At 38.7% G+C, this 21,372-nt stretch carries 18 protein-coding genes; 12 read left to right on the top strand and 6 right to left on the bottom strand.

The window, feature by feature from the left end:
• Positions 1 to 2 precede the first annotated feature (2 nt).
• The 3 genes from BLS69_RS22770 to BLS69_RS32695 all read left to right on the top strand — a co-directional run bounded on the left by BLS69_RS22770 (position 3) and on the right by BLS69_RS32695 (position 1,115).
• Positions 3 to 467, top strand: a complete 465-nt coding sequence (locus BLS69_RS22770; protein WP_091036649.1) for a DDE-type integrase/transposase/recombinase — start codon at positions 3 to 5, stop codon at positions 465 to 467.
• Positions 468 to 599: 132 nt separating this feature from the next.
• Entirely contained in the window at positions 600 to 758 is a 159-nt protein-coding gene (locus BLS69_RS32700; RefSeq protein ID WP_180361813.1) for a ParA family protein, read from the top strand.
• 174 nt (positions 759 to 932) lie between these two features.
• A complete protein-coding gene (locus BLS69_RS32695; protein WP_371129090.1) occupies positions 933 to 1,115 on the top strand; it encodes a ParA family protein in 183 nt (60 codons plus the stop codon).
• Positions 1,116 to 1,153: 38 nt separating this feature from the next.
• Here the strand turns inward: BLS69_RS32695 and BLS69_RS22760 are convergent, their stop codons facing one another.
• Positions 1,154 to 1,486, bottom strand: a complete 333-nt coding sequence (locus BLS69_RS22760) for a helix-turn-helix domain-containing protein (protein WP_091036646.1) — start codon at positions 1,484 to 1,486, stop codon at positions 1,154 to 1,156.
• Between the two features lie 335 nt (positions 1,487 to 1,821).
• On the opposite strand from BLS69_RS22760, the gene BLS69_RS22755 reads away from it, so the two are divergent.
• On the top strand, positions 1,822 to 2,154 hold the full coding sequence (locus BLS69_RS22755; RefSeq protein WP_091036643.1) for a hypothetical protein: 333 nt from the start codon (positions 1,822 to 1,824) through the stop codon (positions 2,152 to 2,154).
• 175 nt (positions 2,155 to 2,329) lie between these two features.
• On the top strand, positions 2,330 to 2,449 hold the full coding sequence (locus BLS69_RS32690) for a PrgI family protein (RefSeq protein WP_371129089.1): 120 nt from the start codon (positions 2,330 to 2,332) through the stop codon (positions 2,447 to 2,449).
• 1,074 nt (positions 2,450 to 3,523) lie between these two features.
• On the opposite strand, the gene BLS69_RS22740 is transcribed toward BLS69_RS32690, so the two are convergent.
• Positions 3,524 to 4,531: an HD-GYP domain-containing protein gene (locus BLS69_RS22740; RefSeq protein ID WP_091036641.1), complete on the bottom strand. Its 1,008-nt coding sequence runs from the start codon at positions 4,529 to 4,531 to the stop codon at positions 3,524 to 3,526.
• Positions 4,532 to 5,173: 642 nt separating this feature from the next.
• Between BLS69_RS22740 and BLS69_RS22735 the strand changes: the two genes are divergently transcribed.
• Positions 5,174 to 5,578, top strand: coding sequence for a hypothetical protein (locus BLS69_RS22735; RefSeq protein ID WP_091036638.1), 405 nt, complete (start codon positions 5,174 to 5,176; stop codon positions 5,576 to 5,578).
• Here the strand turns inward: BLS69_RS22735 and BLS69_RS22730 are convergent.
• The 3 genes from BLS69_RS22730 to BLS69_RS22720 all read right to left on the bottom strand — a co-directional run bounded on the left by BLS69_RS22730 (position 5,575) and on the right by BLS69_RS22720 (position 8,320).
• Entirely contained in the window at positions 5,575 to 6,348 is a 774-nt protein-coding gene (locus BLS69_RS22730; RefSeq protein WP_091036635.1) for a LytR/AlgR family response regulator transcription factor, read from the bottom strand. The two genes, BLS69_RS22735 and BLS69_RS22730, sit on opposite strands and share 4 nt — an antisense overlap.
• 656 nt (positions 6,349 to 7,004) lie before the next feature.
• Positions 7,005 to 7,682: an AAA family ATPase gene (locus BLS69_RS22725; protein ID WP_091036633.1), complete on the bottom strand. Its 678-nt coding sequence runs from the start codon at positions 7,680 to 7,682 to the stop codon at positions 7,005 to 7,007.
• Between the two features lie 110 nt (positions 7,683 to 7,792).
• Entirely contained in the window at positions 7,793 to 8,320 is a 528-nt protein-coding gene (locus tag BLS69_RS22720) for an AAA family ATPase (protein ID WP_176872953.1), read from the bottom strand.
• A gap of 461 nt (positions 8,321 to 8,781) precedes the next feature.
• Between BLS69_RS22720 and BLS69_RS22715 the strand changes: the two genes are divergently transcribed.
• Positions 8,782 to 9,795: a thermonuclease family protein gene (locus BLS69_RS22715; RefSeq protein WP_091037497.1), complete on the top strand. Its 1,014-nt coding sequence runs from the start codon at positions 8,782 to 8,784 to the stop codon at positions 9,793 to 9,795.
• A 103-nt stretch (positions 9,796 to 9,898) separates the two neighbouring features.
• Positions 9,899 to 10,627: a hypothetical protein gene (locus BLS69_RS22710; RefSeq protein ID WP_091036627.1), complete on the top strand. Its 729-nt coding sequence runs from the start codon at positions 9,899 to 9,901 to the stop codon at positions 10,625 to 10,627.
• 165 nt (positions 10,628 to 10,792) lie between these two features.
• Here BLS69_RS22710 and BLS69_RS22705 read toward each other — a convergent pair whose 3' ends face one another.
• On the bottom strand, positions 10,793 to 11,071 hold the full coding sequence (locus tag BLS69_RS22705) for a hypothetical protein (RefSeq protein WP_091036625.1): 279 nt from the start codon (positions 11,069 to 11,071) through the stop codon (positions 10,793 to 10,795).
• A 440-nt stretch (positions 11,072 to 11,511) separates the two neighbouring features.
• Between BLS69_RS22705 and BLS69_RS22700 the strand changes: the two genes are divergently transcribed.
• The 4 genes from BLS69_RS22700 (at position 11,512) to BLS69_RS22685 (ending at position 21,369) form a co-directional block, all read left to right on the top strand.
• The gene (locus tag BLS69_RS22700) at positions 11,512 to 12,369 is read left to right on the top strand and encodes a chemotaxis protein (RefSeq protein ID WP_091036621.1); all 858 of its coding nucleotides are present in this window, start codon (positions 11,512 to 11,514) and stop codon (positions 12,367 to 12,369) included.
• Between the two features lie 86 nt (positions 12,370 to 12,455).
• Positions 12,456 to 13,436 (top strand): chymotrypsin family serine protease, encoded by a 981-nt coding sequence (locus BLS69_RS22695; RefSeq protein WP_091036618.1) that lies wholly within the window; start codon positions 12,456 to 12,458, stop codon positions 13,434 to 13,436.
• Positions 13,436 to 16,762: a hypothetical protein gene (locus BLS69_RS22690; protein ID WP_091036615.1), complete on the top strand. Its 3,327-nt coding sequence runs from the start codon at positions 13,436 to 13,438 to the stop codon at positions 16,760 to 16,762. Before BLS69_RS22695 ends, BLS69_RS22690 begins: the two co-directional genes overlap by 1 nt.
• A gap of 20 nt (positions 16,763 to 16,782) precedes the next feature.
• A complete protein-coding gene (locus BLS69_RS22685; protein ID WP_143023609.1) occupies positions 16,783 to 21,369 on the top strand; it encodes a hypothetical protein in 4,587 nt (1,528 codons plus the stop codon).
• The last annotated feature ends 3 nt before the right edge of the window (positions 21,370 to 21,372 follow it).

Below are 21,372 nucleotides of genomic sequence, written 5' to 3'. Positions count from 1 at the left end.
TTATGAGGGGAGTTTTTTTAGAGCTGAAGTATGGAAATGGACGTAAAGCGTATCTAAGTGCCATTATTGATGTATACGATAACTCGATTGTTTCATGGGTACTCGGTCATTCCAACAACAATAAACTCGTGATGGATACGTTGAAAAAAGCCTACGACACAAATCCAAGCGTGTCCCCTATGATCCAGAGCGACAGAGGCTTTCAATATACCTCTCATGAGTATAAAAGACTCCAGTTGAAGTATGGATTCATAAAGAGCATGTCTCGTGTAAGTCGCTGTTTGGACAACCAGCCAATCGAACGATTTTGGGGTACGTACAAGTCAGAAAGTTATTACCTTACGAAATATGACGCCTATGAAGGTCTGTACAGCGCAGTCCGTCGTTACATGCGTTACTACAACCACTACCGTTACACGGAGTGTTTGGACGGCCTGTCTCCGAGTGAATACCGCAGTGCAACATAACAAAATACCTTAGCATGTCATCCGAGCTAAGGTATCTAAACGAACCATTTTTTGTTTTTTAGCTGTCTACTTGACGGGGAGCAGTTCAAATTCAACGCAGTCGGCTTTTTTACGTTGAAGGGAGGAAATGCGATGACGAAGGTAGTCGTCGCCCTGGCTAATCAAAAGGGCGGTGTGGTCAAAACGACAACGGCTGTAAATCTAGGAATCGGATTGGCTAAGGAAGATAAGAGAGCCTTGCTAGTGGACGCAGATGCGCAAGGGAATTTGACAAATTCCTTTGGGCTATAGGGAACCAGACAGCATTCCTGTTTCATTAGCCACTCTGCTTGTCAAAACGATGATATTCACAGGAGGGTATTTTACAGCATCAGGAAGGCTCCGGCTTCATGCCAGGCAATATTGAGTTATCGCGGTTAAGGTGTAGCTTGAGAACACGATGAGCCGTGAAACAATTCTGCGCTCATATATCGACCAGGTAAAGTCAGATTACGATATGTCCTTATTGATTGTATGCCAAGCCAGGGGATGCTGACAATCTATGCCTTGGCAGCAGCAGATAGTGTCATTATTGCAGTACATGCTCATTATTCGCCAGCAAAGGGAATGGCTCAGATTTTCCAAATCATTTCCCGTGTGCGCCGTTAAATCAATACGAAGTGGGGCTCTAGATGACATAATTAAGATCATTTTATTGCATTAAGAAAAAGCTTCAACAGTGCCAGCGCATCTTTACGTTGCTTTTCTGTGCAGTTTTGGAGTGCTGCCATAATTAACTCAGACTCATCACTTATTGAAGAGGTTTCATTTTCCAATAGTAACTCATTAGGAGAAATTTTGAGCAAATGGCATATGCTGAGCATCGTTTCAATGGACATGCCAACTTTTCCGCGTTCAATATCTCCACAGAACCGTGGTACTCGTTTAATATACTCAGCCATCTGTTCACGGGAAATTTCCAGAGCATCCCGCTGCTTCCGAATACGCTTACCTACCTTCTTTTTGTCGTAAACAATCATTACAGTGCCCTCTTTTCAATTAAAGTATCTTTATAACTCTTATTATGTAGGAGTACAGAATTGACTTAAATGAGTTTTTAAACTACCATTAAGGTGGTTTTAAATACACATCATGTTCATCTTTTCTACATTTCATAACTGGAATGGAGGTTGAGGATGTGAATGAATGGTTGGAAAAAATGGAGGAGGAGCGACGTAAGCTAAACGTATTAGGACAAGCTGCATAGAACAGTCTATTCTTTTGTTTGAAAGTCCAGAAGTAAAGTCGCAAGCTGGATGAATTATGAAGCGAACTGAGCAGATGCTATAAAAGAAAGTTAGGGGGAAGCTGAGCGATGGGATTTCCACCGTGGTTTCGGCAAGCGATTCAAGGAAGAATGGATGAGGTTTCTGCTAGAATTGAGCACGATCCTGAATTAAACTTTATCCGTGAGCAAGCAGATAAAGCCTTTGAAGCTTTGTTTGCAGAAAAGGATATTGGACGGATGTCGGAGTTCTCTGAATGGGAGGACTGGCATCACCACAAGTATGGAATTATAAATGAACGATTGTATCTGCAGGGGTTGAAGGATGGAATTCAGCTTGCTGCCACGCTGCTATTTCATTCCATAGGGTTTGATGAAGGAGAAGGATGTAGCCATACAGAGGAAAAGAATAAAAGTAAGTAATGTGTGGCTAACTTGGGAGGGATTAAGGTGGAGGTAAAGATTAACCGGGAAATCCAGGAATATACGGAAAGCTATTTTTTGGAATCTCCTTGCGGCAGTTCTTTTTTTCTATTCTAGCTGTTGGTGTAGGATTGCTTTGTATTTTAGGCAATTTGGTATTGAAACGTTAAGCCGGATGTGTTTGCTGGGAGTTGAGCCATGCGCGGCATTGGGCTTTATTGGGTATCACGGCTTGACAGCAGATCAGCTATTAAGGGCGTATTTAAAATGTGAATTTCTAATGCCACGGCACTAAGTTTTTTTATTCTACAAATACCTATTATGAGGCGCTACAAGGAACGATTCAAAAGTATGAAAAAGAAGGAAAGAAGCGCTATGATTAAAACGTTAAGTCGCATTCTGAAGCAGGATAAGGAAAGATTTGTGCCAATTATCCACTCTGAGCTATCAGCAAATGAATGGACTGAATACTGCTTCTCCTTCGGAGTAGAAAGGGAATGCACTGAGAACATTGAATACCGAAAGTATGGCAATGTTCATCCCCTTTCGGGCGCAGCAGGTCTTCCATCCCGAAGGTATTTATTATGGGCAAAATGTAATTAGCAAGAACATGCTCATTACCAATCGAAAGCAGTTGTTAAATGGAAACAGTTTCATCTTGGGGATATCTGGTTCAGGGAAAGCTTTATTGCCAACGAGAAATCGTTAATCAGGTGCTGGCTACAGATTTCGCAATGGGGGTAGCTCGCAGAGAGCCTGGGAGAGGTTAGATACCTATGAAAATGACTAACCATCGTTCGCTGGATAAGTAAATCGTCAAATCCAAACAGTGTAGAAGGGGCATTCGAATGTCCCTTTCATTTAAACTTGTGCCAAACTATCCATTTATCTTGAACCTTAGATCGCTATGCAGTCCTGATTTTATCAGGACTTTACCTTGCCAACGGTTGTTTCGGAGCTTGTAACGTAATTTAGAGGTGGTCGGGTTAATTCGGTAAAGACACCTTTAGTCTTTAAATTATTTCTAACAACATTAATTTCTATTGATTCTTTTGACAGAAAATTTTAAGTTCATATCCCAAGTATACATTAGACTCTAATCGGTCGGCATTAACAAAGATACGGAAATTTTTTAAAAGTGTGTTAAACGAGATTGTGAGCTGTTTAATACCGATATACCCGAGATCACGATGAGCAGAGGTAATATCCTGAATGAAATATATTCAATATGCTGTCTCAACTCGTATATGTATATTTTCATTCTGCAATCCTACGTTCTTCCTCATGATAACCACAAGGGTGTGGTATTCTCTCAAGCATACATATCCCGTTTGGAGGTTTTACGATTTTATATTAAAATGCTCACAAGTTATACACTTGCGAGCATTTTTTCGTGTTGTTCCATAACTCTGAAAAGGCTTGGATCTTCTTCAAGACATTGAATGAAAATCTCAACGATATAGGGATCAAATTGATGACCAGCGTTATTTCGAAGTTGCTCAATAGCATAGTTTACATCTAAGGCAGGCCTATAGGACCGACTGGTTGTCATTGCATCGAAAGCATCGCATATGGAAACAATTCGTGCGGACAGAGGAATCTCATATCCGGACAACCCTCTCGGATAGCCCCTTCCGTCCATTCGTTCATGATGATAGAGAACGATCTCACTAACACCTATAGTTCGGAGCTCTTCAATCTCATTAATAATCTGAAATCCATATTCGGGATGCTTACGAATAACGGCAAATTCAGATTCAGTAAGCTTTTCTGTTTTAGAAAGGATGTTCTCAGGGACTCCTACTTTTCCGATATCATGAAGAAGCGCACCAATCTCTAAATAATAACTTTCACTTTCATTAAGCCGCAATTTCTCAGAAAGTGCCTTTGCGTATCGGCTGACATTCGTTGAATGAGAAGCTGTATAAGGATCTCGAGCATAAACCAGTTTAGAAAGAGCGCTAATTGTATCTTTAAAGAGGGTGCTCATATTCTCATTTTTTCGGATTAATTCATAATTCATCACATTAATTTGATGATTTTGAAGTTTTAATGTTGCTGTCAATTGGTTAAATCCATTTTCCAAAATACTAAATTCATCCCCTTTAGGATGAGCTCTATCTACAGTACTTCTGACTGCAGCTGTATCCAATTTTTTAATGACCTGCAATAGCGGCCTCATAATAGGCCCTGCAACCATATAATTGACGCTGGAGATTAAAATAAAGCATGCAGTATACTTTAGGATCTCATAAGATAAAATCTCAACTGTAAACCGCTCATTACCTACAATATAACCGCTGAAAAGGTTCACTGATATTAAAAGAGTAGTTGCCATAATACTAAAAAGAGTAGCCATTTTAATCCTCACAGCCATCTGAATTTCCCTCCCAAAACAAAAAAAGCCCACAGCAATCCCTTTGGATTACCGTGGTGCTTCCACGTTTGATATTTTATTATCTATATTATACCAGAACATAGTTCGTAAACAAAATAAAAGATTTCCCCAACAGCACCCTGAATTAAGCTGACAACTCTCGAGATAGTGAAGGCTTTCTTCGTATGAGGAAAAGGACCTACCTATTCGTTGAAAAAATAACTCTATTCATTCTAGTACGATTCAAGTATACTATGGTTAATTGAATACACGGTTCTGGAAGCACCAGAGGTTTAGCCGATCGAGAATTCTCGATTGACGTGCCTTTGGTGTTTTTTTGTTGTTTGTATGAGGTACTTTATACGTTCGCCCTTGGAATTGTTGTTGTGGTAGTCAAATAATCAAACAATAAAGACGATTCCAAACTTGTCTGATTGTAGATGAAAAATGTACAACTAGTACTCCTTAAGAACCACCTACAGGAACGGTATTCAATTTATTCCTTATTAACCTAAAGAGAACATTTGAGACATAACTTTAAACATTTCGAACAAATATACTTTAATAGTCCTATATGGATTGGTATATTAGTCATGTCCCTAATAGTTCTTTAGGATTACGTCAATGAGAGGTGCATGCAAGATGTATATGTCCAACGATTCATATTCAGAAAGAGAAAACCCACTAGTGCGAAAAAATAACGAAAATCTTTATGATCAAATTAAGCTCTGCATTATTTCCGATTATTTCCCAAGAACACTTTCCAAGCTCCCTAATGGCACGATGGAATTCTTTGTGAGAGATGGAGAACTCGCAATTAACTATCACACTACAAAAATTGGACTCAGGGGTCCCAAGCAGGGATTAGCAGGCGAGGGTATGAACCGTAGCAAACTGCTAACATTGTTATTACTTTTAGAGGATCAGATCACTGGACATCCAGCAATTGATTATGGAAGCATCACAATTACATACGAACTCCTTGAAAATGGTGAAGTAGATGGAGAGATCGAGTTCAAAACACAAGTAAACCATCGGCGACGCTAAGTACTTTGTGTACGAAATTTCAAAAATAGATCACCAGCATCCATATAGTTTTTTTTAGTTAAAGGGACTTTTTCAGAAGTATAGTCTAATGACACGTTATAATTTTTTGTAAACATACCATCAGGTTGTATAGCCGTGATATACAGTATGTTAATGAGATAACTTCTGTGGGAATAGACTAAGTTTGAACACATTTCCTTAATCTCTTTAAGGTGTGTGCTCGTCTCAACAGTTGTTCCATCTTTGAGGTGAACAATGTATCTATTACGATACTGTTTATCCTTCTCAACAAAGATGATCTGATTCTCTGCGACAGTTACATCACGGTAATTTTGCTTTAATACAACCCAGTTTATAGCTTCTGCTACTTCAGCATCAATTAGCTTTTTTGCATATATCAGTTCTTTAGCTTTGTTAATCGCTCTCTTAAATCTATTTTCGTTCACGGGCTTTGTTATATAATCAACGGATTCAAACTCAAATCCTGCTAATAGATGTTCTGTACTGATAGAGCCTGTAACGAAAATGATCTGTGGATGAACACCCGATTGCAGTACTTCTTTAAAAGCAGTTATACCGTCCATTTTTTTTAGTCCTATATCTAACAAGATAATATCAGGTTTATGTAATTTGGTTTCCTCTATTAAACGTATCCCGGATGATACACAGGAGACGACGATTAAATCCATTTCTTCTAAGTACTTTCTCAACAAAGACACTTGATGTATGTCGTCTTCTGCAATTATTACCTTATATCTTTGTTGTTCCACTTTCTAACCCTCCTATGCTGAATTACTTGACTAGCTTTAGATCACTGCATAACTCTACTCATGATTACCATCAACGAATAGCATCTGTACTTCTTAAGAATCAAATCTGATTTTGTAAGAAAGATGTTTGAAAAATTGTTTAGATATCTAAGGATCAAGTTGTTTTGTTGAACGATATTCTACATTTGACTAGAGATTTAAAAATGTCTCGTAACCACACGGTCACCATTAAAATTAAAGGTAATACCGTTCTTAACCACAAGAGAATAATACCTTTTACTCAAGACCATTTGTGTCGTATTGTGTCGAAGACTGTACATTAAAACGCGGGTATAGTTAAAACTTCATTAAACAACGAATAAAGAAAATGATTAAATTTTCTATTTTAATTGATTTCCATTTAAAATAGAAAGAAAGTAAAAGAGATTTTTTTTTCTGCAGCTCATCCTTACAAGAAAATTATAAAAAAAAAAACCACTTCCTTCCTAGAACAAGGTGATGGTTATTTTATGTTTTCACCCACTATGTGGTGATATGAGTAAAAATTACACCATGATATGCTTCAATACGGACGTGTTCATTTCTACATAATCTTTGTGACTCTTCAAAGGAAAAAAGACTGTCAAATTGGCTTTGTGCTATAACAAACAAAGCCTTCAATCGTCATCCTGCAACCCTGCCTCTATAAAAGAACGCACAATATTTATTGGATTGGTTTCTTCATATAAGAATTCAGATTGACCACCTACTAAAATAGCACGCAAGTACACGATCCGCATATCATTGTTTTTCTGAATACCACTTAATTTAATATATCTTTTGTTCTCATTAACTGTAGTAAACCAAACATTCTGTGGGGAGAGCTTTTCTAGAACTCTCAAGTTATGAGAAGTAAATATAAGTTGACCTTTACTATGATTTTGGAATATTTCGATAAGTTCACCAAGCAGGTATTCGAAAACTCCTTCATCAAAATTATCTATGACAACAATTGTTGAAGGATTGTGAAAAGCAGATATAAGAGAAGTAGTTACAGCAAATAACTTTAGATTTCCAGCCGATTCAACCTTTAATGGTAAAATTTTACCCTCTTTAATTGAAATAAATTCTGCTCGGACTCCTTCTTCTCCATTAATTAGGGTTGTGGTTCCCATATTTTTAAGCTGTACTTTCAATCCTGGAATAATTGCGCTCAGGACAACATTGTTTCTTTCAATGACATTTGCGAGATTTTTGTAATGTTCTTTAGATAAGGACACGGGGCGATTAATATCATAGGTGCTGTTTTCCATTGATTTTGAACTTAAATCATGAAATAAATAAGATGGGAACATGCCTTCTTGCAAGTTCTTTATTATTAATAGATTTTTAGAAAGCTGATCCCTTAAGGCTCGATAAATTACTAACTCCGGTCCATCAAAAAGTCTATCGGCGTGGCTTGTAACTATTTTACAAAAAATAATGAACCTTCTACTTGATCAGATAGTAACTTCATACCCTTTAGAAGAATCTCGTCTTCTTGTTTTGGTTTACGGCTTAATTCAATTGGTTTTCTTTCATCATTTTCGTAATGGAACATTTTACGGTACGATTTTTCCTTAGTGCTCACACTTTCCATCTGAACAACCATTTTATCTTCTCTATACTCCAAACTAACTTTGTATTTAGCTTTGAACCAGTTTGTATCTTGTTGTAGCATAAATTCAAATTCCAGAGAGAGTTTTTTTTCACCCTCATAAATTAACCGTTGATTCTTACCTGGAAGTTTATGACCATTAAGTAAGCTCTTTAAAATTGACAATGCCTCAACTACAGCAGTTTTCCCTGAACCATTTTGACCATAAAAACCTACTACTTGTGCATCCAAAATATTATCGTTGTTAAGATCTAAATCAACTTTACCGTAACGAACATTTTTTATGTTTTGCATCTCTATGGATAAAATTTTCACTTCACAATTCAAATTTAACACACCACACTTCCTTAACTTCTTATACATATAATATCGCTTATCGAGAATCAAATACATTGTTTCAATAGGAATTATGGAATAACTCAATTACAAAAAGATTATATGGGTTTAGTTGTAGTTTTATATTTAAAATATTTGAAATATCAATTTTCATCATAGGTAAAGATTGAAATGGTTTAAAGGATAAATTTTAGGTTGTCCAAATAAAACAAAATACTAAATATTGAGAGACTTTTCATGTTGCATGTAGAAATTAGTATAAGAAGGTTCCATGGTTTTTTCTTTTAGGATGTTTTGATGTGAGGAGATTTTGTAGTTTCTATTGCATAAGCAGAGCCAAAAAATGTTGATTTCATGTACACTACTGCGATTTTTTATATCTTGAGACCTAGATAAACATATTACAAATTACCTAATTATGTTATAATCCATTTCGGTACAAATTTACTAAGGAGGATGAAATGGGAAGAATAATTTTATACATCATTGTTATAGCAGTCATAATTGCTGTAATCACTAAGTTTTTCTATCTTCTTGTCGCTGGTGCTCTAGGATACTGGGCATATAAGCAATTTAAAAAGAATCAAGCTAAGGGAAGTAAGCAAACACTGACTTATGTCTTAGGAGCGTTTGCAGGAGTGTTCCTAATCTTCTTTTTAGGATCTCTTTCTTCCGAAACAGCAAGTAAGACAGAGCCGATCGCTGTGGTTGATACTAAAGAGGACAGCTCATCTAATGCTGAGACAAAAAGCAAAACAGCAGATGTTATAGAGACACCCCAGAGCTCAGATTCTAAAGGAAAACAAACTCAAGGAACCCAAAATAATGATAATAGGTTTCCTGCTACTTTGGTCGAAGTAACGGACGGCGACACGTTAAAAGTTACGGTAGAAGGCAAAGAAGAAAAAGTTCGTTTACTACTTATTGATACACCGGAATCCGTTCATCCAGAGAAGGAAGAGCAGCCTTTTGCTAAAGACGCATCCAACTTTGTAAAGAAGCAGGTTGCCAAAGGGAATATGGAACTTGAATTAGATGTTTCGGAACGCGATAAATACGGGAGATTGTTAGCATATGTATGGATAGACAATAAAATGTTAAATGAGCAACTACTCGAATATGGGTTAGCTCGTGTTGCTTACATATATCCACCGAATACGAAATATGTAGATCAATTTGAAGAAATCCAGAAACAAGCACGTGTAAAAGCGAAGGGGATCTGGAGTATAGAAAACTATGTCCAAGACAGCGGCTTTGTTGAACCTAAGCCTGCGATTGAAGAGCCGGTTGTTGTCACGCAAGCGCCAAGTGTTGAAAAGAACAACGAAGTTAAAAACGAATCAATTGTAACGAATGTGTACTATAAAAACTGTGATGCTGTCAGAGCCGCAGGAGCTGACCCTATCTATGAAGGGGAGCCTGGGTACAGTCGTAAACTTGATCGTGATGGAGACGGTATTGGTTGTGAAAGATAAGTAGTTAACTATCTCAATAATGGATCAGATACATTTAAGCGGATAATTATATCTGGCTTAAGATCTTTATCAGTTTTTGAAACTTTTGAAGGGTTGTGTAGAAGTGAAGGAATTAAAGAGAAGAAATATAGTATTACCTATTATAATTAGTTTGATGATCGTTGTTTTATCTGCCTGTGGTAAGCCAATAACGGAAGAACTTTATTCAGAGACCGTCTCACAAGATGTGAAGAATAGCACTCAACTTACACAAGAGGAAAAAGATTATTATAGCAAAGCAATTGAGAACGCAAATAGTGAAAGTGCAGATCTTTCTGCTAAAACAGTTAGTCAAATCATAACTGGTGAAAAAGAGAGACAGCTAAAAATAGAGGAAGAAGAAAAAAAGAGACAAGAAGAGATTAAACGTAAACAAGAAGAAGCAGAAAAAGAAAAACAAGTTCAGCTTAAACTTTTGAATGAGTCCATAAAAGTTGGCTTAATTAAGAAAAGTGTGACATACGCAGACACGGATAAATGGATTTTCAGAGACATCATTAACATGACACTTGATTTGAATAATATTTCTGACAAAACAGCCAAAGGATTTCAAGGCGTCATCACTTTCAAAGACATGTTTGGAAACGAGATCAAATCACTTAACGTAAAATACGATAAAGCAATCAAAGCTGGTTCATCCGCTTCTTATGATGGTAGCTTTGAAGTGAATCAATTTATGGATGAGGATAGCGAGCTACGGGATACACCACTCGAGAAGATCACAGTTGATTTTCAGATGGACCAAATCATCTTTGATGACGGAGTTACTGTAAAGCGTAGCGATATTGAGTGAAATATTACACTACATCGATCATATTTGTGAGAAATTTATAAGAAGAGAAACTTAGAAAACAATAAAGATTGCTTTGCTAAAAATATAACGGGTATCTCAAACTGAAAAGTGACACGCCTTTAATAAAAAGGCGTGTCACTTTTTTTATAAACCATTATGAAGACTTTAAGACGGTTTTATTGTAAGTTGATGTTCACCATTTATAGAACTGACTATACATTCACTGGGCAAAACTCCAATTTTATTGATTTCACCAATTTTCCATTCTTTCGTAAAGGAAATTAGTTGTCCCTCTTCATAATTACTGAAAGACACTTTAGTAGATCTTCTTTCATGCCCAACCCATGGATAATCTTGCTCAATAATATCCGTTGGTAGGGGATGGATTGAAATCCTATGGAATTCACCTTTGATGATAACGCCACACTCGATTACTTTCTCCATTTTTACCCTCCTTCTTTAAAGATAAAATACCATTTATACAGCTCAAATAAAAATATCTAGGCTGAGTACTTCACATAAAAGCTTTGACCAAATCAAGTTCTACAACATTATTGTTTCATTCCTCATCACATTTTTATTCAACATTATTCTTCATATCAAATGTAGTTAAAAAACTCAGCCAAAAGCATGGATTTACAATCATTTATTCTTTCGAATTCAGTACTTGTTAATTAGATCAAGACCTCTTATACACATCCTTCGCTTTTCCATATTCTAAAAGCTACAGCTTTTCAAATAAGAAGAGTGTCTAATGTTCATTCATTTGGTGAGGTCCAACCCCGCACCTTCTCCTTAAAAACCATTGCATGCAAAGCAGTGTATAAAATCAGGAAATTAATTGGATATTAATATCGAAGAATATTCTGATTTGGAGGGGTAAAATGACTAAGCCTTTAGCTGTATTAATTATTCATGGACTGGGCATGCAAAAGGAAAACTTTGCAGAGCCTTTTATACATTCCTTAAAAGATTCGTTTAAACAAAATAATACTTTGGAGTTCACTCAAGAGCCACTCGTCATTAAACCCGTTTATTGGGCTCAAATATTTGAAGGGAGAGAAGAAGAATTAAAGCAAAAGTTGTTCCATGGTCACGACTTAAATTTTGAAAAGCTAAGACATTTTATGTTTCACTATCTGGCTGATGCCGTAGCGTACCAACCCCTGGAAGTTAATGATCATAATTACATGGCAGTACATGACACGATCAGTACGGCTCTTCATGAGTTATCTGAGGAGGCAGGTTATGATGCTCCTCTTTGTGTAATATCTCACAGCCTAGGCACCGTGATCGCAAGTAATTACTTCTACGACAGACAGAATTCAGCACAGTGGAAGCCAAAAATAATCAATGCTGATTCAGCGCTTGAACGTGGAGACACCTTAAGCTTATTTTATTCCTGTGGAACAACACTGCCTTTATGGAGCTTACGTTATAAAGATTTTGATAAACCTATTCAAGTTCCTAGTCCTACATTTGCGAGTTCTCAACCTGATTTTGCGGGAGAATGGGTGAATTTTTTTGACAATGATGACATCCTGGGTTATCCCCTCAGACCCGTCCATCCAGCCTATGAAAAAGTGGTTAGTGAAGACATACAGATGAACGTAGGCGATTGGAAAAGCTACTGGAATCCACTTAGCCATAATGGATATTTCTCAAGCCAACACGTAATTGATCGTATAGTTCAAGGTTTGACAAAAACTTGGGAAACCGTAAATAAGAATGGGAAAGCATAAACATTAAACCAACCATACAAACATTCACTATTGTTTGTATAACAGGAAGAGTTCTCAGCTTATGCACGGACGAAGGAGATTAATTAATGGCATACAATTTGAATGAGATTGTTCAAATCAAAAGAGAGATCGAAAAAGAATGGAGCAAAAAGTTAAATGTGAACAATATTGATATCGGATTAAAGTATATAGATGGGAAGCTAACCGATCGAATAGCAATTCGCGTGTATGTGGATAAGAAAGAGAACGTATCGCCTAAAGATGAAATACCCAGTTCTGTATCTGGCATTCCTACTGATGTAATAGAGAAAATCGAAACATTCGAGCTTCGTGTTTTAGAAATGTCAGAGGAACAGACAAGAATATCGGAGATGGGTCAGCGGTTTGACCCCTTATGTGGAGGGATACAAATTGGGCCTTGTCGGAAGGTAAATGGGAATTCAATTAGAGGTACGTTAGGAGCCATTGTTCAAACGCAGGAAGGTGAGCTTTGCGCATTAAGCAATTTCCATGTTCTTTGTGTTGATGCGGATTGGAAAATTAAAGATGCTGTCGCACAGCCCGTAGATACTGCTGGGTGTCCTACAAATATGGCTGGCAATCTTCTTAGTGGGACTCTTTACGGGAAGTTTGGTAAGACTGAACGAGTAGTAGACGCTGCAATAGCAGAAATAAAGGATCGAAATGTTACCTCAAACATTCCTGGAATTGGGAAAATAACGGGTTTCGCTTCACCAGAAATTGGATCACGCGTTCGTAAAGTGGGCATGGTTACAGGGTTGACATATGGAAAAGTGGAAGGCGGGCTAGAGAACATGAGCGTTATTCCCTATGGTCATGGTATCGGAGATGTTACGTTTAAAAACTCTATTCGAATCACAGCAGACAAAGATCATAATGAGATTTTTTCCCAAAATGGGGATTCAGGCGCCATTATCGTGAACGAGCATAACCAGGCAGTTGGCCTTTTGTTTGCTGGAACGACAGACAATTCTATAACTTTAGCCAATGATATCCAGGAATTGAAACAAACCTTTCAGATCACGATGTATGGTGGTGACGAGTGATGGGAGCATTAAACAAAGTTAGCGAGAAGAGCGGGGTCCTTATTTACGGATCAGAGAGTAAATCCGTGGGATATTTAATGGAATGGACAGAAACGGAAAAAGAAGCACCTCCTTCACTAACCTTCCCCGAAGCTTGTTTTAGCCACCAAGGGTACATGATCTTTGTTACTGATAGTTTCGAACAACTCGACGCTAAATCAGTTGAAGTACTTACTTTTCTTAAAAACCAGCTTAACATGGATCAAGGTTATGTATGGATCAGTGATCTTGAAAAACTTTCTACAGAAACAGTGACTTGGTTTGTAGCGAACCAACATACCGGAGACATTCAAAGGAACGCTGTTGTTCCGATCGGGTACGAGTGGAATCTTTCTGTCTCAGCAGGGGTAGAGATACGACTGGATTATGCAGAAGAGCCTGAGCAAGCAGAGCTGGTTTTTCACTCTGGGCCAATATCCTTTACGGGAGAATCATCTTTGCAATCTTCGACTATTCAGCAAATCAGGATTCCATTGGTAGGGGAGTGGTCAGGTTGTGTCTTAATTGATAATCTTTCCATTAGAGCAGAGTCTCTGATCTTAGATCTCGGGGTTGGATTCCGATTTGTTTCCCCAAATGTTTCTTCGGACACTGGTCATCAATTTGTTCATTATCCACTTGTGGCCTATGACCAAAATACAGACGTACTTATGCATGCATGTATCGATCCGATTTCGGCACTTTCACCTACAGATGATAGAGGTTTTGTTGAACCAAAGATTAAAACTTTCTTTGCTGTGTCAAAAATGAATGCAAAAGGGTTTACACAGCAGCTTAAGAGCTATCTAGTTACTACGAACGGCGAACCCATATGGTTAGAGCCCAGCGATTCGGATACCATGTTTGCGGAACATCAGCCTAGATTTGTGTTTCACAGTGGACCAGATAAAGAACCTTTTTTAAGTCCGGCTGGTGACTTTCAGCTTTCCTTAAAGAACAATTCTTCATCTGATACTCCAGTAGAGCTGGTCTGTGGATTATCCGGATTAGAGTACCTTATTGTTCCACAGGGGGGAAGTTTGCGCTTTAAGCCCTTTATGCCTGCATACGCTTTTCATTATGATCCAACTGAAACAGATAGTCACGATGACTCCACTCTTAAACAGGAGAATCTGTTAGTAGCGGATTTCACCACGTCCTGGCTCAGCATAGCACCTGTAGAAGGTGAAATCGATACTTCAAATCAATACGTTTCTCAACCAACAGGATCTGTATTGTATGGGAATTCATCGACTGAGAACCAAGAGATGAATTTGTTAAACTACAAGCCCACCCCTGTACTTTTAGGTAATCATAATGATCATGCATTTCCATTGGTTCCCTATGGCGGCATGAATTTTGAACAACACGAAAACAGTAAAGAAGAACTACTTCGATTTGAACAACATATTCTCTCACCAGCGAGACGATACTTTTTGTCGACATTGTTAATTCGAAATGATGCTGAAAATCCTCCTCCGGAGGAATATCAGGCGACAACTCCAAACGGCCTACTTATACGGTTGAACGGCAGCCGATTTGAGAAAGTCTTGTTGACTAAATCCAAGGACACGGAGTTTTGTTTTGAACGCCCTGATGAGCATCTACAGCAAGCGTTGCAGACCAATCAATTGTTCCTGGTTGCCACAACCGATGTTCACCTCGGCAAACCAAAGGATCAGGCTGGAGAAGGCCCAGTATTCAACAATATTATCGATATTGGTGGCTGGAAGTTTGATATTAACGTGGACAATAGCACGCTGGATGACGTGGGGTACCAAAACATTCTGATTATGAAATCACGCGTTGGTCCTGGACAAACGCTATCCGAGTTGGTCAAGCAACCAAAAACATGGACCCAGCCCCAACATTTTATTCAATCTACGTACGAAGGGGTCGATGTTACAGAATCGGGTGATATTCCAGCATTGTCTCAATGGTTAAACGAGTATTTTATTGATGCTGCTGCAGAAGAGGCTGTGGATTCTACACTTTCGCATTTTAATCAAATCGTTCACGATCCGAATTGGACAGGTGTGATTATTCTGCGTCCAACTATAAAAGCTTTTCCGGATGAGATATCAAATCTAAAAAATTTGATTGTTTCGAATAATAACACTCCAGATCCTCAGATCAAAGTTTACGGACATCATATAGGATTCGAAACCATGGTATCAGAGGGACTTATACCTGCTCTAGAAAGCCGCATTTTTGGTTTAATTCGATATCAGGACGACAAATATAATCCAAGTACTCCTCAAACTCCAGTGCAATTGGATGAAGAATGTGATTTTAGACTGCTTCATTTACGATTGGTTATTAGGGAGAGCAAAATAAAGGATTTTTCGTGTAAAGGGCAATTGACGATGAAAAATTGGTTTACACAAAATGTCCTTGGTACTGGTGAAAGAGATATGCCATCATCAGGGCGAGCGCATGCCATACTTCTAGAGGGATATCAGCAACGCGTAAAGGGTAAGGGAGAACATCCAATCTGTGTATTGGAATCAACCGGTCCAGTAACTTTTTATATGCGGGAAAAAGGAAGTGTGCTTAAAAATGTGACCGTAGAAAAGGTCACATATGAATCAGTTGATCAAGAGGCCCGCTTAAGTGTGTCTGGAAATATAGGGTTTAACCAAATTAAATTGCGTGGAGGAAGCCCTTTTGATCTGTGGACCTTTGGTAAAGATGGGCTTCAGTTCTCTCAATTGATTATCCAGAAACGAGATCAAGCCTGGAACGTAAATCTCGAACAAGCTTCCTTTAAGCCAACGGCTCCAGTGGAATCCCATGAAGATCGCAGTTTGTTTGACAGTTTGTCCATGGAGCTTATTGGATTCTTGCCTAACAAACAAGGCTCTATCTCAGATTTGGGATTCATCCGAGTGACTACGACATCAGATTTTTTTGATGTTGGGCTTGATGAGCGTTTATGGAATGGCCTGAAGTTCAGGCTTCAGGCAGGAACGGCAGGTAAATTAAGTGACAATAAACTGTTGGAAGCAGAGTTGTTGCTTGCCTGGGGAGCAGGTAAAGATAATCAACCAGATCGGTATGAGACAACCGTAGGTTTAAAGCTTGGCGGGAGCAAACCACAGTTTCAAATACAAAATGTACTATCTCTCCAGTTTGAGGATCTTGTCTTGAATTATATACACGAACACAAACGTTTTGAACTCACACTCAGTGATGCGTATATACGGTTTTTGGGCCTTCGCTTACCACCAACAGGCAGCATGGCTCTTAAATGGTTTGGCAGTGGAGAGCAAAACCAACCCATTGGATGGTTTGCGAAATACCAATAACATCGAAGAAAGGGGATCACATGAGTCATTTTACACAATTGGTGGAGCAGTGGAAATCTTTTGATGGAGAAACGGTGGATATCGAAAAGGAATTATTTAATGTACCTGAAATCGCCTCCTTGCTACGTCCGTATTCACCGTATATACAATGGACTGCGTTTAATACAGTAGTGGAGATAAACCCAAGTATTCTTACTGTAAAGGGTAGCATCAAGGCGTTTGGAGATGTGGATAGTACATTTTCCGTTTCAATAGAAGAAACCCAAAACGAACAACTCTCAATTATTTTCAACTTAAATACTGTAGAAGAAATGACGTTTAGAATAGGTGGGATATCGTGGCTTCTATTCAAAAACGGACTTATTCATATCACAGGAAGCCAAAGTGGAGATCCAACGCCACAAGGATCTATTTCTTTTCAAATATTAGTCGGCTCTACTTGGGTGATGCTGCAAGTCCCTAGTCTTGAAGCAGGAAACAAACGAATATTTCAGTCAATTCAGTCCTTTCCTATTTCTGCTTTGCGTAATTTGGAACCGGTATATGGTGCAGGTAGATTCGCTCATAAGCTTCCTTTTACCACAGGAGATGCTGAGGTGACACTTGAATTTGATGAACAACAAAAACAAGTGCTTAGTGTATCAGTTAAGTTAAATACAGGAAGCTTTATCCTTGCGGACAGAGTGAACGTGGCAAACGGAAACTTGAATCTAAGCGTTCATCGACGGGATGCAGGAATAGAGCGAAATCTCCAATTCAACACTACGTTGTCTACCGTCTCAGGTGCATCTCTTGAGATGACGTGGCGTTATGAAGATGAACAAGGTCTTTGGAAAATTAGACAGTCAGACCAAAAATCTTGTCCCGTTAATGAGTTGTTTGCGACCATCATGCCAAGTATTTCTAGCCCGATTTTGGAACCGGTTATAATATCTGGATTTGAATTAGATGTGCAGCTAGGAAATCCAACCCCTATCATGAAGGGCAGTGCACACATATCTTCAGAAATCAGCGTTGGAGGCTTAAACGTCCAATTCACTTCATTAAAGCTGGGTAGTGAACAGGGACATCTTCAACTGAGTTTGGCTGGTACCATAACAGTAGATAATAATATGAGAATAGATATCCAATACACATTTGAGGATGGGACATGGGATTTATGTGGATCAATAGATGATTGGGAAGAAATATCTCCAGTCAATCAAATTCAAATGAGCCCTGCCAACATTTGTTGGTCAAATGATTCATGGAATCTAACAGCCTCAGCTCAATGGAATCTCTGGGAGTTAACTGTACAAGCTGAGTTGAACATGCATTACGACTTGAGTAAGGAACAATTTACGGGAAGCTTGTGTGGTGTGGCCGATTTCAATGGATTCGCTATTGGAGTTTGTCATGATGGAGAAAAATTAACTGCTACATGGAACGGAATATCTGTGGATTATCAGCCGGGTATGGAAAAAATCATCTTTCCGCTTCATGAAGGTTTCACACTTGGGGATCTAGTGGAGGAAGGGATTTACTGGGTAAAAGGTACCCGACTTGGCTTGTCCAGCCCATGGGATATGATGAATGATTGGAAACTTCCAAATTTAAATTTAGAGTTCAGTCTAAATAGCGAAAATAGAGGAGTTACGCTCTCTATTCCTGTACAAAAAACGCTGAAATTTCTTTCCGAAATAAAAGGGCTGTTTTTCCGTTTCGATCCGAGATTAGAAGGAAATAAGAGGCTGGAATTTACAGTTCAATTATTCGGTGGAAAAGATATGACATGGTATCCAGCGGACCCTTCCACTACCCCTGTTCCTAACTTAAAACAAGGAGTACTGAACCTTGAATATTTGGGGCTTGGACAGCATGTGCTTCCCCAGGGACAAGTAGGACGAATCGAATCAATAACTCAAGCTGTGGAACTCATGAAAAGTTCCGACATGCAAACAGTCCAATATGATGCAGGAACTGGCTGGATTGTGGCATCCCAATTAAGTATTTTAGGATCCATTAATCTGAGTTTTGTATTCAGTGACCCTAAATTATATGGTTTAAAAGTTCAAGTTGCTAAAAACTCAAATCAGTACTTTAAAGGATTAGATTTTGAAATCCTTTATCAAAAAGTGACCAAAGAAATCGGTTTATACCAAGCAGAAATTACGCTTCCGGATATACTTCGATATCTTGAGTTTGGAGCATACTCCCTTACACTCCCATCCTTCGGTATTGGAATCTATACAAACGGGGATTTTCGAATTGATATTGGGTTTCCTAGAAATATGGACTTCTCTAGATCCTGTACTATCCAGACGATTGTTCCTCCCGGAATCCCCTTCATTGGATCGGCTGGGTTTTACATTAACAAGTTGTCTGAACATACGTCCACCCGCTTACCAGAAATACAAAATGGACACTTCAGTACTGTTATGGAGTTCGGCTTCGGGATGCGAATGGGACTTGGCAAGGAGATTAGAAAAGGTCCGTTGACTGCTGGATTCAGTGTAACTGTGATAGGCATTCTTGAAGGAGTACTTGCTCATTGGCATGCAGAAAGTGGAGGGAAAGAAGATTATTACTATTGGTTGCAAGGTATAGCAGGCATACAAGGAAGGCTCTATGGGGATGTAGACTTATCTCTTGTTAAAGCCTCGGTGGATGTAATCGTTACTGTTGCCACGATGCTCACGTATGAGGCATACCGCAATCTTGAGATAGCACTTGTTGCAGAAGTAGATATAAATATGAAAATTAAAATCGGCCGAAAGCCATTCCGAATCAGTATGAATGTCTCTTACTCGTCCAGTATCAAAGAGCAATTCACCATTGAGATGAAAAAGAAAGCTCCTTGGGATATTCAAGTACAACGCGAGGTGTTGGAAGAAGGGGAACAGAGTATAGAACCGATCATGTTTTTCTGGGACAACCTGGTTACAGATGCACCTAGCCCGCTAACATTGTACATGACTCCTGTGCTTACACTTTCTCCTAATCAAAACTCGCCATCAGGGTTAGCAAACGCTGTCGTCTTGCAATTCTCAGTGGAGTCCGTTGCAGCTGTCACGGTAAACGAAGAAACAGAAAAGCCAATGACACACTTTGAACAATTAAGTTGTCGCACCATACAATGGTTACTCGCAGCATCGACGGGTTCAACAAAAGGCATATCCGTAAGTTCATTTTCTGAAGAAGAAAGCTTCATAGTTAACCGCGATGTACTTCGTCGATTGAAAAAGATGTCCGATAACAATACATTAGTCATTCCCTTAGAACAACTACACAAATTTCTAATGTCTCATTGGACCATAACCGTTCGCCCAAGTAAAGATCAATGCACGCCTCCTGGTTCGGAACCAACTACAGAAGAAACCTGCATTGAAACAGCGTTTTTTCCGATTCTGCCCGGATTGGAGATTTCTTTCGAAGAAAGGATCGGTGATGTAAAGGAGAACAAATTGAAATACCGAATGGACGAAGTAGCTAAAGCTTCTCCACAATATTTACGGGAATTAGCCAGTCACTTTAAAGATTCAACTGTAGAAACAGAGATCTCTGCCCACCGTGACAATCAGACTCATTCTGCACCGATAGACATGAATGAGCAGTCTGTTGCTGATTTCGTCCTTAATGATTATTTTGTAACCATTGCTCGACAGATGATCCAGGCTTCATTAGATGCACTAGATCATTATCAGTATCCTGTAGTGGATAACACTAAAATGACAGAAATAGCTTTTTTTATTGAAACAGGGACAAAGGCTATCTCTTCTGGGCCGGGACCAACTGAAGACAAACTGGCGAATATCATAGAATATTTGTTTGAGCAGAATAAGACTATCCCTTTACGGGTTGGCCTAGAACTCAGTTTAGAAGGAGTAAAATACTCTCTTCCGCCGGATGAAAAATGGGAGAATATCGTTAACCTTTTCAACTTTAATGATGTGCTTACCTTTGTACTAAAAGTGTTGGAGATAAAAGAAAACATGTCTAAAGTTGGACTATTTAAGGCAGGGACTATAGAGAATGCTGATTCTACGAAATTACCTCTTAATATTGAATCGGAGGATAGCCCAAACGATGTTTTGAGAAAAGCGGGTCTAACCTCCATGAGTGAAATTGTGGCTAACTATCCGCAGATCATGCTACAGGAATCCATTGAGATTATGATCCCACCATTCTTATATAGTGTGAAGGATCAGGACACATTACAAATGTTATCTCAACAATTCAATTTGTCATACATGCAACTGGCAAGACAAACCTCTATACAACAAGCTGATAAACTTTTCAATGTCTCCGCTTTAGAAATTGGACCATTAAAGAAGTTAGAGTTTTTTGAAATGTTTAAACATATCAGAAAACACCAAGCTCTGCTCCAATTATCTGGCATGGTATCACGCAGTTTCTTACATGGAATGAGGCTGAGTGCTAGTGAGGGTTTACGCGTTCTTAAACACTTAGAGAATCAATCGAGCTATGGGTTATTTGAGCTCACTGGACAACAGGTGGAGCTAGAGGATATGGGATCGCCGGAAGGATGGATTATCTCGTTGGATAACAAAAGCGAATCGGGTGGATGGAACACGATCATCATTGAAGAGGAAGTGGATTTTGCGTGAGTG

This window comes from Paenibacillus sp. CF095, assembly GCF_900101225.1.
In the GTDB taxonomy this organism is placed as follows: Bacteria; Bacillota; Bacilli; order Paenibacillales; family Paenibacillaceae; genus Paenibacillus.
The sequence above is the reverse complement of the archived record's forward strand: the minus strand, read 5'-3'. Positions and strand labels throughout refer to the sequence as shown.